This is a genomic window from Pseudomonas sp. P7759, from assembly GCF_013386445.1.
Lineage (GTDB): Bacteria > Pseudomonadota > Gammaproteobacteria > Pseudomonadales > Pseudomonadaceae > Aquipseudomonas > Aquipseudomonas azotoformans_A.
The window spans coordinates 533,919-547,978 of record NZ_JACART010000003.1; the positions used below are offsets into that span (position 1 = coordinate 533,919).

The 14,060-nt window shown below is 61.5% G+C and carries 16 protein-coding genes; 1 reads left to right on the top strand and 15 read right to left on the bottom strand.

All coding sequences use genetic code 11. The features are described from left to right. Positions 1–84: 84 nt before the first annotated feature. From HX823_RS03270 to ccoN (HX823_RS03340), 15 genes are all read right to left on the bottom strand, one after another. Complete coding sequence (locus HX823_RS03270) at positions 85–768, bottom strand: sulfite exporter TauE/SafE family protein (RefSeq protein ID WP_038847970.1); 684 nt, start codon at positions 766–768, stop codon at positions 85–87. Next, entirely contained in the window at positions 761–973 is a 213-nt protein-coding gene (ccoS, locus tag HX823_RS03275; RefSeq protein WP_038847971.1) for a cbb3-type cytochrome oxidase assembly protein CcoS, read from the bottom strand. The genes HX823_RS03270 and ccoS overlap by 8 nt, the downstream gene beginning before the upstream one ends. 22 nt (positions 974–995) lie before the next feature. Continuing rightward, entirely contained in the window at positions 996–3,446 is a 2,451-nt protein-coding gene (locus tag HX823_RS03280) for a heavy metal translocating P-type ATPase (RefSeq protein ID WP_177074106.1), read from the bottom strand. Between the two features lie 7 nt (positions 3,447–3,453). Further along, complete coding sequence (locus tag HX823_RS03285) at positions 3,454–3,993, bottom strand: FixH family protein (protein WP_015885303.1); 540 nt, start codon at positions 3,991–3,993, stop codon at positions 3,454–3,456. Between the two features lie 14 nt (positions 3,994–4,007). After that, on the bottom strand, positions 4,008–5,411 hold the full coding sequence (gene ccoG, locus HX823_RS03290; protein WP_071493841.1) for a cytochrome c oxidase accessory protein CcoG: 1,404 nt from the start codon (positions 5,409–5,411) through the stop codon (positions 4,008–4,010). Positions 5,412–5,618: 207 nt separating this feature from the next. Next, positions 5,619–6,029 (bottom strand): type II toxin-antitoxin system VapC family toxin, encoded by a 411-nt coding sequence (locus HX823_RS03295; RefSeq protein WP_177074107.1) that lies wholly within the window; start codon positions 6,027–6,029, stop codon positions 5,619–5,621. Further along, positions 6,029–6,283, bottom strand: coding sequence for a type II toxin-antitoxin system Phd/YefM family antitoxin (locus HX823_RS03300; RefSeq protein WP_038847979.1), 255 nt, complete (start codon positions 6,281–6,283; stop codon positions 6,029–6,031). The genes HX823_RS03295 and HX823_RS03300 overlap by 1 nt, the downstream gene beginning before the upstream one ends. A 171-nt stretch (positions 6,284–6,454) precedes the next feature. After that, a complete protein-coding gene (gene ccoP, locus HX823_RS03305; RefSeq protein ID WP_061449227.1) occupies positions 6,455–7,432 on the bottom strand; it encodes a cytochrome-c oxidase, cbb3-type subunit III in 978 nt (325 codons plus the stop codon). Further along, complete coding sequence (locus HX823_RS03310; protein ID WP_003175465.1) at positions 7,429–7,614, bottom strand: CcoQ/FixQ family Cbb3-type cytochrome c oxidase assembly chaperone; 186 nt, start codon at positions 7,612–7,614, stop codon at positions 7,429–7,431. The genes ccoP (HX823_RS03305) and HX823_RS03310 overlap by 4 nt, the downstream gene beginning before the upstream one ends. Before the next feature lie 6 nt (positions 7,615–7,620). Next, on the bottom strand, positions 7,621–8,229 hold the full coding sequence (ccoO, locus tag HX823_RS03315; protein ID WP_003193167.1) for a cytochrome-c oxidase, cbb3-type subunit II: 609 nt from the start codon (positions 8,227–8,229) through the stop codon (positions 7,621–7,623). Further along, on the bottom strand, positions 8,229–9,671 hold the full coding sequence (gene ccoN, locus HX823_RS03320; protein WP_016979311.1) for a cytochrome-c oxidase, cbb3-type subunit I: 1,443 nt from the start codon (positions 9,669–9,671) through the stop codon (positions 8,229–8,231). The genes ccoO (HX823_RS03315) and ccoN (HX823_RS03320) overlap by 1 nt, the downstream gene beginning before the upstream one ends. Positions 9,672–10,020: 349 nt before the next feature. Beyond that, positions 10,021–10,968, bottom strand: coding sequence for a cytochrome-c oxidase, cbb3-type subunit III (ccoP, locus tag HX823_RS03325; protein ID WP_038847984.1), 948 nt, complete (start codon positions 10,966–10,968; stop codon positions 10,021–10,023). After that, positions 10,965–11,165, bottom strand: coding sequence for a cbb3-type cytochrome c oxidase subunit 3 (locus HX823_RS03330; RefSeq protein ID WP_010208563.1), 201 nt, complete (start codon positions 11,163–11,165; stop codon positions 10,965–10,967). The genes ccoP (HX823_RS03325) and HX823_RS03330 overlap by 4 nt, the downstream gene beginning before the upstream one ends. Before the next feature lie 3 nt (positions 11,166–11,168). Next, positions 11,169–11,777 (bottom strand): cytochrome-c oxidase, cbb3-type subunit II, encoded by a 609-nt coding sequence (ccoO, locus tag HX823_RS03335; RefSeq protein ID WP_038847986.1) that lies wholly within the window; start codon positions 11,775–11,777, stop codon positions 11,169–11,171. Between the two features lie 10 nt (positions 11,778–11,787). Continuing rightward, positions 11,788–13,212: a cytochrome-c oxidase, cbb3-type subunit I gene (ccoN, locus tag HX823_RS03340; protein WP_016979314.1), complete on the bottom strand. Its 1,425-nt coding sequence runs from the start codon at positions 13,210–13,212 to the stop codon at positions 11,788–11,790. A gap of 79 nt (positions 13,213–13,291) precedes the next feature. Between ccoN (HX823_RS03340) and HX823_RS03345 the strand changes: the two genes are divergently transcribed. Continuing rightward, complete coding sequence (locus HX823_RS03345) at positions 13,292–13,987, top strand: alpha/beta family hydrolase (RefSeq protein ID WP_177074108.1); 696 nt, start codon at positions 13,292–13,294, stop codon at positions 13,985–13,987. Positions 13,988–14,060 lie beyond the last annotated feature (73 nt).

Here is a 14,060-nt window from a genome sequence, read left to right on the forward strand (position 1 = left end):
GGCTAGTGGGCCGAGTCTAGGGGCGTGGCACAGGTGCCATCTTGATTTGCATCAACGGGGAGCGGCGCTATGCCACATGGCGATTTAGTGGCCCATCAACCAGTGCTGATGAGGTCCGGGCAACGTCCAGATACCGAAGAGTATCACCAGCAAGCCACCCGTCATCCGCACGCTGCGTTTACGCAATAACGCCGTGACCCGCTCGGCGGCCAATCCTGTCGCCAGCAATACAGGCCAAGTCCCTAGCCCGAACGCCAGCATCAGCAACCCGCTGTCCAGCGCATTGCCCTGGCTCGCCGCCCACAGCAGGGTGCTGTAGACCAATCCGCACGGCAACCAGCCCCACAGCGCGCCCAGCAGCAAGGCGCGCGGCACGCTGGACACCGGCAGCAAACGGTTGGCGACGGGTTGTATATAGCGCCACAGGCCACGCCCGAGGCTTTCGATACGGGTCAGGCCGCTCCACCAGCCAGCCAGGTACAGGCCCATGCTGATCAACAGCAACCCGGCCAGTACGCGCATGAACATCGCCGCCGGGCTGTTGGCCACTGCCCAACCGGCCAGGCCGATCAACACGCCCGCAGCGGCATAGCTGAAGATGCGCCCCAGGTTGTACGCCAGCAGCAGTTGAAACCTGCGGCCGCGCTGTTCCTTGGGGATCGCCAGGGTCAGCGCGCCCATCAGCCCGCCGCACATGCCCAGGCAATGGCCACCGCCAAGCAGGCCGAGGATTAGCGCGGAGACCAGCAGTGGCGCCAGCTCAAGCATGGGGCGGGTCTTTCGGCGGTTGTTCGGCGTGGTTGGCCTCTTCGACGCCGGCCAGGTGGTTGGGGTCCTGGTCGTCGAACAGCACGCTATGGGCCGGGCCGTCGAGGTCGTCGTACTGGCCGCTGTCCACCGCCCAGAAGAAGATGTAGATGGCCACGCCCACTAACAGCAGCGCCGCCGGAATCATCACGTATAAAGCTGGCATCTGCACTCCATGGCCGTGCGGCTCACACCGGCAGCGGGCGGGTTACTGAGGGGGCTCGGGCCGTTGGCGCGCTCGGCAGGCGAGTCAGGCGCAGGGCATTGAGCACCACGGTCAACGAACTGAGGGACATGCCCACTGCGGCCCAGATCGGGGTGATCCAACCCAGGGCGGCAAACGGCAGCATAAGGCCATTGTACAGCCCGGCCCACAGCAGGTTTTCAATGATCACCCGGCGGGTGCGCCGTGCCAGGGTAAAGGCTTGTACCAGCGCGTCCAGACGGTTGGACAGCAACACCGCGTCGGCGCTGGTCTTGGCCAGGTCGGTAGCGGTGCCCATGGCCACGCTGATATCGGCGGCGGCGAGTACTGGCACATCGTTGACCCCGTCGCCGAGCATCAACACCTTGCGGCCCTCCCTGTGAAGTTGTTGCAGTACTTGCAACTTGTCATCGGGGCGCAAGCCGCCGTGGGCTTCGTCGATGCCCAGTTCGGCGGCGACGCTGGCGACCATCGGCGAACTGTCGCCGGACAGCAACAACGTGCGCCAGCCACGCGCCTTGCACGCAGCGAGCAAGGCCGGCGCGTCGCTGCGCAGGCGGTCGTCGAGGACGAACCAGGCCAGGGCGCCTTCGCGGTCGCCCAGGAGCAGCCATTGGCCAGAAAGCTCAGGCGCAGCTGGGATTGGGCAACCACTGAGTTCACAGACGAAACCCGGTTGGCCAATGCGCAATACGCGCTCGCCCACACGCCCTTCAAGACCCAGCCCTGGCGAACTGATGACCTCATCGGCGGCCAGTGGCGCGCGGCCAAAAGCGCGGGCAATCGGGTGTTCGGAGCGGTTTTCCAGGGCGGCGGCGAGGCTAAGGCACAGGTCGGTGCTCAAGCTGCCCAGAGGGCGGATGGCCCGCAACGCCAGGCGCCCTTCGGTGAGGGTGCCGGTTTTGTCGAAAATCACCGTGTCGATCTGGTTCAAGCCTTCCAGCACATGGCCGCGCGTCAGCAGCAAGCCGAGTTTGTGCAGGGTGCCGGTGGCGGCAGTAAGGGCGGTGGGTGTGGCGAGGGACAGCGCACAGGGGCAGGTCGCCACCAGCATCGCCAGCACAATCCAGAACGCCCGCGACGCATCCAGCTCCCACCACAACAGGCCGATCAACGCGGCGGCGATCAGCGAGCACAACAGGAACCACTGCGCGGCACGGTCGGCGATCTGCGCCAGGCGCGGTTTCTCGGCCTGGGCCCGCTCCAGCAGGCGCACGATGGCGGACAAGCGTGTGTCGTGGCCCAAGGCGCGCACTTCGACGGTCAGCGCGCCCTCGACGTTGAGGGTGCCTGCGGTGACCGCGTCGCCGGTCTGGCGCGGTTGCGGCAGGTATTCGCCAGTCAGCAGGGACTCATCGATGCTCGATTGCCCATCGAGGATCACGCCATCTGCTGGCAGCACGGCGCCAGGGTGGACCAATACGCGGTCGCCGAGTGCCAACTCAGGGAGAAGGATGCGCTCACTTTGGCCATCGGCTTTAAGGCGCAGGCATGAGGCGGGCAGTAAATTGACCAATTGCGCAGTGGCGGCCGCCGTGCGTTCGCGGGCGCGGCGCTCCAGGTAGCGACCGGCCAGCAGGAACAGCGCAAACATGCCCACCGCGTCGAAATACAATTCGCCCACGCCGGTGATCGCGGTCCAGATCCCCGCCAAGTAGGCACCGCCGATGGCCAACGACACCGAAACGTCCATGGTCAGGTGACGCGTGCGCAGGTCGCGCATGGCGCCTTTGAAAAACGGTGCGCAGCTGTAGAACACGATCGGCGTTGTAAGAAACATCGCCACCCAGCGCAGGATCACGTGCAGCTCCGGGCTCAGGTCGATATTGAATTCCGGCCAGGTGGCCATGGTTGCCATCATCGCCTGAAACCACAAGAGCCCGGCCACGCCCAGCTGGCGCAGGGCCAGGCGGTTTTCGCTGGCCAATTGCTCGGCGGCGCGGTCCGGCTGATAGGGGTGAGCGGCGTAACCGATATGACGCAATTCGCTGAGCAGTTGGCTCAGCGGCAGTTGTCCGTCGGCCCAACGCACTTGCAGGCGATGGTTGGACAGGTTCAGCCGCGCCTCCGCCACGGCGGGCAGGCTGCGCAGGTGTTTTTCGATCAACCAGCCGCACGCAGCACAGCTGATGCCTTCCATCAACAGGGTGGCTTCGGCCAGTTCGCCTTCGTGGCGCACAAAAGGTTTTTGTACATCGGCGCGGTCATACAGCGCCAACTCGTCCACCAGTTGCACCGGCAATGCCTCGGGGTTGGCCGAGGCTTCGCTACGGTGCTGGTAATAGCTTTCCAGGCCGCCGGCCACAATGGCTTCGGCCACCGCCTGGCAGCCTGGGCAACAGAGCTCGCGGCGTTCACCGAGGATCACTGCGGTGAAGCGGCTGCCCGGCGGAACGGGCAGGGCGCAGTGGTAGCAGGGGATTGGGCTGGTCATGGCGCTGCTATTTTTTCAGGTCTTCAGCACCCTGCAACGGTTCATCGCCCAACAGCAAGTCCTTGTCGTGGCTGACCTGTTCTTCTTCGAACATGCGCCAAGTGCGGTCGCCTTCGACGCCGAGCAATTCGACGAAGCGACGGCCTTCGACCTTGTCAGTGACCTGGCCGATGTAGCGGCCGGGTTCGCTGTCGCTGCGGGCCAGGTTGATCTTGCGATCCTTCTCCGGCTGCGTCGGGGAAATCAGGTTCAATTCCAGGGTGGTCGGGTTGCTGTTGCCGGTGAGGTTCACTTCGACTTCACCGGTCAGCTCATCCAGGTGCACCTTGGCGCGCAGTTGCAGGGTCTGGGCCAGCAGTTCGCGGTCCAGGGAGCGGTTGATGCCTTTGCCGGCCTCGTAGTAGTTGTCGTTGACCAGGTTGTCCGGGTTGTTCACCGCGATGGTCACCATGGACAGGGTCAAGGTCACCGAACAGGCCAGGATCCCAATGATGATCCAGGGCCAGAGGTGCTTGTACCAGGGGCTTGCGGCAGTGGCTACGGACATGGTTCTGCTCTCTTCTAACGAACTTGTGGGCCGATGAATCGGCTCTTGGCTTCAATATGGACGCTGGCGTCATCGGCATCGGTGAGGATGAATTTCACCTCGTTGGTGCTCGACGGCAGTTGTTCTGGCGCACTCGACAGCTCCACCGGCATGCTGACGATATCACCGGCGGCCACCTTGATCTCACGGCGACCTTGCAGCTTGAGGTCGGGCAAGCCTGCGGCGTCGAGCACGTAGGTGTGGTCGCGCTGGTCCTTGTTCATGATCTTCAGGCTGTAGACGTTTTCGATGCGGCCTTCGGCGTTTTCGCGATACAGCACACGGTCCTTGCTCACGTCGAAACCCACCAGCGAGCGCATGAAGAACGCGGCCACCAACAGGCTGATCATCGCCAGCAGCACCAGCGCGTATCCAATCAGACGCGGGCGCAGCTTGTGGGTTTTCTGCCCGGACAGGTTGTGCTCGGTGGTGTAGCTGATCAGGCCGCGTGGGTACTCCATCTTGTCCATGATGTTGTCGCAGGCGTCGATGCACGCGGCGCAGCCGATGCACTCGATCTGCAGGCCGTCGCGGATGTCGATACCGGTCGGGCACACCTGCACGCACATCGTGCAGTCGATGCAATCGCCGAGGCCTTGGGCCTTGTAGTCGACGCCTTTTTTGCGCGGGCCACGCAGCTCGCCACGGCGCGGATCGTAGGAAACGATCAGGGTGTCCTTGTCGAACATCACGCTCTGGAAACGCGCGTACGGGCACATGTAGATGCACACCTGTTCGCGCAGCCAGCCGGCGTTGCCGTAGGTGGCGAGGGTGAAGAAACCCACCCAGAAATATGACCAGCCATCGGCTTGGCCGGTGAAGAAGTCGAATACCAGTTCGCGGATCGGCGAGAAATAGCCGACAAAGGTCATGCCGGTGACAAAACCGATCAGCAGCCACAGGGTGTGCTTGCTGAATTTGCGCAGGAATTTATTGGCGCCCATGGGGGCCTTGTCGAGCTTGATGCGCTGGTTGCGGTCGCCTTCGGTGACCTTTTCGCACCACATGAAGATCCACGTCCACACGCTTTGCGGGCAGGTATAACCGCACCACACGCGCCCGGCGTACACGGTGATAAAGAACAGGCCAAATGCCGCGACGATAAGAATGCCCGAGAGCAGGATGAAATCCTGGGGCCAGAAAGTCGCGCCGAAAATAAAGAATTTACGCTCCGGCAGGTTCCACCACACGGCCTGGTGGCCACCCCAGTTCAGCCACACGGTGCCGAAGTAAAGCAGGAACAGACCGGCACCGCCGAGCATACGCAGATTGCGGAACAGGCCGGTGAAGGCGCGGGTGTAGATCTTCTCTCGCGAGGCGTAGAGGTCGACAGTTTTGGCAGGCGGGGTAACGTCATGTACCGGTATTTGGTCGCTCATCATTGCATCCCACGGCGGTGGAGATTTGCCTCGGCCAGTACGTGCCAACCGGGGTCAAATTAGGGGTGTTGCAGTGGCCTAATGATACGCCCCCGATGCTGTGCAAAGGGTGCGACCTTTGGTCGCGTTGGGGGAAATCAATTGATGGTGTACGTGATCTGGATCAATTGACTTGGGAAGTATGGCCGGTTTTGGTGAGTAAGCAGGTCATTCGTCCCACGGATTGATCAGTGGGACGCCGCTGGATTTGAAATCACTGATGTTGCGCGTCACGACGGTCAGCCCGTGAGCCAGAGCGGTAGCGGCGATCAGTGCATCACTTTCATTGGTCCGGTCAGGCACATGCAGATGTGCACAACGCAGGGCGACTGCGGTATCCACCGGCAGAATCCTGGAATCAAAAGCGGGCATTACATGGCGCTTGAGCCAAGTTCTTAGCACCTTGCCTTGTACCGGGTCTCGGCGCTCGATACGCAATACCCCGGTCTCCAATTCTTTAAGCGTTATCGCAGAAATAAACATGCGCGCAGCGATGACACTTTTTGCCCATGCGACCACCTTTGCATCGGCATGGGGTTTGCGAAGTTCAGAAATAACGTTGGTGTCGAGTAGGTACATCAAGAGAGGTCCACAGGTCGATGAGTGATCACGCCGCGTTCGGTTTCGAAGTCGATATCGGCCGCTTCTGGCATCACTAGCAGATCAACGATGTCGGCATTGAGCCCTGTCAGTTTCTGGTAGTCCTCAATGCTTAGCAGTACATGGGCCGGCTTGCCGCGATCAGTGATAAAAACCGGCCCTTGGCGAGCTGCTTTTTTGGCACCACTTGTGTCTTGGTTGAATTCGCGGCTGGAAATGGTGGTGATGGTCATGGGGTGTTCCCCCTTCGTTAGACTGGATGTAGTTACGTTACTACTTGGCTGTCACAAACCGCAAGTGTGAGGCTACAAGTGGTAGTGGGTTCCTGCTGACATAACCCCGAGAGCCAGAATGAACAAAGCCCCGCCAGCTTTCGCTGCGCGGGGCTTTGATGTTTCGAGGGCTTACTGCTCTTCAGCCTTCTTATCCCCATGGGACAAGCTGTACACATACGCCGCGAGCAAGTGCACCTTGTCATTGCCTTGCAGTTGTTCCTGCGCCGGCATCTGGCCCTGGCGGCCCCAACGGATGGTCTGTTGCAGTTGGGCGAAGCTGGAACCGTAGATGAACGCACCGGGGTGGGTCAGGTCAGGCGCACCCATGGCAGGGGTGCCTTTGCCGGCCGGACCGTGGCAGGCCACGCAGTTGGCGGCGAAGAGTTTCTCGCCGTTGGCCACATCGGCTTTCACGCCTTCGGGCAGCTTGCGGCCGTCGAGGTTGGTCACCACGAACGCGGCGACGTCGCTGACACCTTGCTCCTTGAGGATATCCAGCCAGGCCGGCATCACGGCATGGCGGCCCTTCATGATGGTTTCCTTGATGGTGGCCGGCTCGCCACCCCAGCGCCAATCCGCGTCGGTCAGATTGGGGAAACCATAGGCGCCTTTGGCGTCGGAACCGTGGCACACCGAGCAGTTGGAGGCGAACAGGCGGCCGCCCATTTTCAAGGCTTGCGGGTCCTTGGCCACTTCTTCAATCGGCATCGACGCGAATTTGGCGAAGATCGGGCCGAACTTGGCGTCCGACTTGGCCATTTCCTTTTCCCATTCGTGTACGCCGGTCCAGCCGGTCTGGCCGTTGGCGAACGGGGTTTGCTTTTCTGTGTCGAGGTAGTTGTAGCCCGGCAGCAGGCCTTTCCAGTTGCCCAGGCCGGGGTACAGCGCCAGGTAGCCGAGGGCGAAGATGATGGTGCCGACGAACAGCATGAACCACCATTTCGGCAGTGGGTTGTCGTACTCCTCGATGCCGTCGAACGAGTGGCCGACGGTCTCGTCGGTTTGCTCGGCGCGCTGGCCCTTGCGGGTCGACAGCAGCAGCCAGGTCAGGGCGAAGATGGTACCCAGACTGAGGACTGTGACGTACAGACTCCAGAACGTAGTCATTCTTTGTTACTCCTAGAAGCTTGCTCGACGTGCTTGATGGCTTCGGGATCATCCGCAAAGGGCAGCAAGGTCGCGTCTTCAAACTCCGACTTGCGCTTGGGGCTGAACACCCACAACGCCAGGCCGATAAAGGCCACCATCACCACAACGGTGCCCAGGCCACGAATCATCCCGATATCCATGAAGAATCACCGTTTGCTTTTGATGATGGTGCCCAGGCCTTGCAGGTAGGCCACCAATGCGTCCATTTCGGTCTTGCCCTTCACGGCTGCGGCTGCACCGGCGATGTCTTCGTCGGTGTAGGGCACGCCCAGGGTGCGCAAGACTTCCATCTTCTTCGCGGTGTCCTTGCCGTCGAGCTTGTTTTCCACGAGGAACGGGTACGCCGGCATTTTCGACTCAGGCACCACGTTGCGCGGGTTGTACAAGTGCGCACGTTGCCAGTCATCGGAGTAACGACCGCCGACACGGGCCAGGTCCGGGCCGGTGCGCTTGGAACCCCACAGGAACGGGTGGTCCCACACGCTTTCGCCAGCGACCGAGTAGTGACCGTAGCGTTCGGTCTCGGCGCGGAACGGGCGGATCATCTGCGAGTGGCAGCCGACACAGCCGTTGGCGATGTAGACGTCGCGTCCTTCCAGTTCAAGGGCGGTGCGTGGCTTCATGCCTTCGACAGGCTTGTTGGTCACGTCCTGGAAAAACAGCGGAACGATCTGGGTCAGGCCGCCGATACTCACGGCGATGACCATGAAGAAGGCCAGCAGGCCGATATTCTTCTCGACTACTTCATGCTTCATCAGTGGGCTCCCACAACGGCGATCTTGGCGGCGGCTTCGGCTTCTGCAGGGTCGGAGGCACGCACGGTGCGCCAGACGTTGTAGGCCATGAACAGCATGCCGGCGGCAAAGAACGCACCGCCCAGGGCGCGGACGATGTAACCCGGGTGGCTGGCTTGCAGCGCTTCGACGAAGGAGTAGGTGAGGGTGCCGTCATCGTTGATCGCACGCCACATCAGACCCTGGGTGATGCCGTTGACCCACATGGAGGCGATGTAGAGCACGGTGCCAATAGTGGCCAGCCAGAAGTGCGTGTTGATCAGCGCGACGCTGTGCATCTGCGCACGTCCGAACAGTTTGGGGATCATGTGGTACAGCGCGCCGATGGAAATCATCGCCACCCAACCCAGCGCCCCGGCGTGTACGTGGCCGATGGTCCAGTCGGTGTAGTGGGACAGCGAGTTGACGGTCTTGATCGCCATCATCGGCCCTTCGAAGGTCGACATGCCGTAGAACGCCAGCGACACCACGAGGAAACGCAGGATCGGGTCAGTGCGCAATTTATGCCAGGCGCCCGACAGGGTCATCATGCCGTTGATCATGCCGCCCCAACTCGGGGCCAGCAGGATGATCGACATCGCCATGCCCAGCGACTGCGCCCAATCCGGCAGCGCGGTGTAGTGCAAGTGGTGCGGACCTGCCCAGATGTACAGGGTGATCAGCGCCCAGAAGTGCACGATGGACAAACGATACGAGTAAATAGGACGTTCGGCCTGTTTGGGCACGAAGTAGTACATCATCCCCAGGAAACCGGTGGTCAGGAAGAAACCCACGGCGTTGTGGCCGTACCACCACTGGATCATCGCATCCGTGGCCCCGGCGTAGGCCGAGTAGGACTTGAACAGGCTCACCGGCAACGACGCGTGGTTGACGATGTGCAGCATCGCCGTCACCAGGATGAAGGCGCCGTAGAACCAGTTGCCCACGTAGATGTGCTTGGTCTTGCGCTTGACGATGGTGCCGAAGAACACCACGGCGTAGGTCACCCACACGATGGCGAGCAAAATGGCGATCGGCCATTCCAGCTCGGCGTATTCCTTGGTGGTGGTGTAGCCCAGGGGCAGGGTGACGATGGCGCTCACGATGACCGCTTGCCAACCCCAGAAGGTGAAGGCCGCGAGGCTGTCGGAGATCAGCCGCGTCTGGCAGGTTCGCTGCACGACATAGTAGGAGGTGGCAAACAATGCACAGCCACCGAAGGCGAAGATCACCAGGTTGGTGTGCAGCGGGCGCAGGCGGCCAAAGGTCGTCCATGGCAAACCGAAATTCAATTCCGGCCAAACCAGTTGCGAGGCGATGAACACCCCGAGCCCCATGCCAAGGATCCCCCAGACCACCGTCATGATGGCGAACTGGCGGACTACCTTATAGTTATAAGCAGTCGGACTGATTGCTGTGCTCATTCTAAGGTTCCACGGTTTAGGTTTTTTTATAGGTAAAATCGGCCGCAAGTATGTAGAAAGCGAGGGGCCATTGCAACGCAATGGCTGACCTGTATCAATGCGTTCCACGCCAGATTCTGCGCCCTTTCCATGTTTGGCGTAAGGACAAAATCCGAAATCGAAAGCTGATCGAGTGGACAGGAAAATTTTGGGGTCGCAACGAATGCCGTCGCGTACGCCAGGATTGGTCCGCTGTGGGAACAAGCGTAGACCCGAAAGTGAGGAGGGGAAAGTTGTGCTTTGGAAGGGTGCGACACTTGGTCGCTAGCCAGGTAGAGCGGCTGCCCCAGATTGGGGCAGCGCTCAGCGGTTACTCAGGCTGGCTTTCTGGCGTTGCGCCATCAGCGTTGTGGGACAGGCTGTAAACATAGGCGGCCAACAGGTGCACCTTGTCATTGCCTTGCAACACTTCCTGCGCCGGCATCTGGCCTTGACGGCCGTGGCGGATGGTTTGCTGCAACTGCGCGAGACTGGTGCCGTAGATGTAGCCGGCCGGCTTGGTCAGGTCAGGTGCGCCCATGGCTTCCATGCCGTGGCCTTCCGGACCGTGGCAGGCGACACAGGTGGTGTTGAACGCTGCTTTGCCGGCGGCCAGGTCGGCGCTGTTGTCGGCGGGCAACGGTAGCTTGGCCATATCGTGGCGCACATAAGCGGCGACGTTTTTCACACCGTCGTCGCCGAGCATGTCACCCCAGGCCGGCATCGCCGCGTGGCGGCCGTTCAGGATGGTGGTCTTGATCGCTTCGGCCGAGCCGCCCCAGCGCCAGATATTGTCCGCCAGGTTCGGGAAACCAAACGCGCCCTTGGCATCCGAGCCGTGGCACACCGCGCAGTTGGAGGCGAACAGGCGACCGCCCATTTTCAGCGCTTGCGGGTCCTTGGCCACTTCTTCCACGGGCATGGCCGAGAATTTGGCGAAGATCGGCCCGAACTTGGCGTCGGCCTTGGCCATTTCCTTGTCCCATTCCTTGGTCTGGGTCCAGCCGTCTTCATAGCCCGGCAACACGCCTTTCCAGTTGCCCAGGCCCGGGTAGAGGATCAGGTAGCCGACCGCAAACACCAGGGTGCCGGCGAACAGCATGAACCACCACTGGGGCAGCGGGTTGTCGTATTCCTCGATCCCGTCGAAGGCGTGGCCCATGGTCTGGTCGACGCTGCCCTTGGTCTCGCCCTTACGGGTGCCGACCAAGAGCCAGGTCAGGCCGATCAGGCTGCCGAGGGTCAGTACGCAGATCCATGTACTCCAGAATAGGGTCATGGCCGAGTGCTCCTTATTGCAGGCTCTTCTTGAGCGTCGGATGGAGAAGGTTCATCGGCGAAGGGCAGCAGGCGTGCCTGCTCGAATTCCGCATTGCGCCGGTTGTTGAACACCCACAGCGACAGGCCGATAAAGGCGATGGCGACCACCAGCGTGCCGAGGCCGCGGATGGTGCCCGCATCGAATTCAAATCCCATGGCTCACCTCTTGCTCTTGATGGCAGTGCCGAGCACTTGCAGGTACGCAACCAGCGCGTCCATCTCGGTCTTGCCCTTGAGGCTGGCGACGGCGCCACTGATGTCGTCGTCGGTGTACGGCACGCCGAGGGTGCGCATCACTTTCAACTTGGTCTCGGTGTGGCTGCTGTCGACCGCGGCGGTGACCAGCCACGGGTAGGCCGGCATTTTCGACTCGGGCACCACGTTGCGCGGGTTGTACAAGTGCGCGCGGTGCCAGTCGTCCGAGTAGCGTGCGCCGACGCGTGCCAGGTCCGGCCCGGTGCGCTTGGAGCCCCACAGGAACGGGTGATCCCAGACGCTTTCGCCGGCGACCGAGTAGTGGCCGTAGCGTTCGGTCTCGGCGCGGAATGGGCGGATCATCTGCGAGTGGCACTGCACACAGCCTTCGCGGATGTAGATGTCACGGCCTTCCAGTTGCAGCGCGGTGTAGGGCTTCATGCCCTCCACCGGCTTGTTGGTGACGTCCTGGAAGAACAGCGGGACGATCTGGGTCAGGCCACCGATGCTCACGGCCAGCACCATGAGCAGCATCAGCAGGCCGACGTTTTTTTCAATCGTTTCGTGTTTCATCACAGACTCCTCAGGCCAGCTGCGCAGTGGTAGTGGCTTCGACGGGCTGCGCCGAACGCACGGTGCGCCAGGTGTTGTAAGCCATCAGGAACATGCCGCAGAGGAACACCGCGCCGCCCACCAACCGCACGATGAAGCCAGGGTGGCTGGCCACCAGGGTTTCGACGAAGGAGTAGGTCAAGGTGCCGTCTTCGTTGACCGCACGCCACATCAGGCCCTGGGCGATACCGTTGACCCACATCGAGGCGATGTAGAGCACGGTGCCGATGGTGGCCAGCCAGAAGTGCGCGTTGATCAGGCCGAGGCTGTACATCTGCTCGCGACCGAAGACTTTCGGGATCATGTGGTACAGCGCGCCGATGGAGATCATCGCCACCCAACCCAGCGCCCCGGCGTGTACGTGGCCGATGGTCCAGTCGGTGTAGTGGGAGAGGGCGTTGACGGTCTTGATCGCCATCATCGGGCCTTCGAACGTCGACATGCCGTAGAACGCCAGGGACACCACGAGGAAGCGCAGGATCGGGTCGCTGCGCAACTTATGCCAGGCGCCCGACAAGGTCATCATGCCGTTGATCATGCCGCCCCAGCTCGGCGCCAGCAGCACCAGCGACATCACCATGCCCAGGGATTGTGCCCAGTCCGGCAGCGCGGTGTAGTGCAAGTGGTGTGGGCCCGCCCAGATGTACAGGGTGATCAGCGCCCAGAAGTGCACGATGGACAAGCGATAGGAATACACCGGACGCTCGGCCTGCTTGGGCACGAAGTAGTACATCATCCCCAAGAAGCCGGCGGTGAGGAAAAAGCCTACCGCGTTATGCCCATACCACCACTGCACCATGGCATCCGTCGCACCGCCGTAGAGGGAGTAGGACTTGGTCAGGCTGACCGGGATTTCCAGGTTGTTGACGATATGCAGGATGGCCACGGTGATGATGAACGCACCGAAGAACCAGTTACCGACGTAGATGTGCTTGGTGTTGCGCTTCATCACCGTGCCGAAGAACACGATGGCGTAGGCCACCCAGACAATGGTGATGAGGATGTCGATCGGCCATTCCAGCTCGGCGTATTCCTTGGAACTGGTGTAGCCCAGTGGCAAGGAGATGGCAGCCAACAGGATGACCAGCTGCCAGCCCCAGAAGCAGAACGCGGCGATTTTCGGCGCGAACAGCTGGGTTTGGCAGGTGCGTTGCACCGAGTAGAAGGAGCTGGCGAACAGCGCGCAGCCGCCGAAGGCGAAGATCACCGCGTTGGTGTGCAACGGGCGCAGGCGGCCGAAGCTGGTCCACGGCAAGTCGAAGTTGAGTGCAGGCCAGACCAATTGGGCGGCGAGAAAAACCCCGAGCCCCATGCCGACGATGCCCCACACCACCGTCATAATGGCGAATTGGCGGACCACCTTGTAGTTATAGGCGGTACTTAATGTAGTGTTCATGGTTCCCCATCCACGGTTCAACCCAAGCCAATGCGGCACTTGGGCTGGAGTTATAGGCAGACTAAAAAGCGAGGCAAGCATGGGCAAAGAGCACAAGGCCAGTATTGACGGGGATCAATGGGCGCAGTGTGTGCGGGAACGCGGCTGGTTGTGGGATGTCGCGGCGGACGTAGCAGGAGGTACACCTGTGACGCTGATCCTGGCCCACGGTGCCGGTGCACCGATGGACTCATCCTTCATGAACGACATGGCTGCACGCCTTGCCGGGCATGGCGTCAACGTGTTGCGCTTCGAATTTCCCTACATGGCCCAGCGCCGTGTCGACGGCGGCAAACGCCCACCCAACCCGGCGCCGAAACTGCTGGAAACCTGGCGCGAGGTGGTGGCCGAGGTGCGACGTCATGTCGCTGGGAAGCTGGCGATTGGCGGCAAGTCCATGGGCGGGCGCATGGCCAGTTTGCTGGCGGATGAAGTGGGCGCGGACGGGTTGGTGTGCCTGGGGTATCCGTTTTATGCGGTGGGTAAACCGGAGAAGCCGAGGACTGAGCATCTGGCTGGGTTGAAGACGCCGACTTTGATTGTGCAAGGCGAGCGGGATGCTTTGGGCAATCGGGCTGCGGTTGAGGGGTATGCGTTGTCGCCGAGCATCGAGGTGATGTGGCTGGTGGCGGGGGATCATGACTTGAAGCCGTTGAAGGCGTCGGGTTTTAGTCATGAGCAGCATCTAGAGGCTGCGGCGGTGAAAGTTTCCAGTTTTCTTATGAGCCTTGAGTGAAACCTGTGGCGAGGGAGCTTGCTCCCGCTGGAGTGCGAAGCGCTCCCAAAATTTTGGGGCCGCTGCGCAGCCC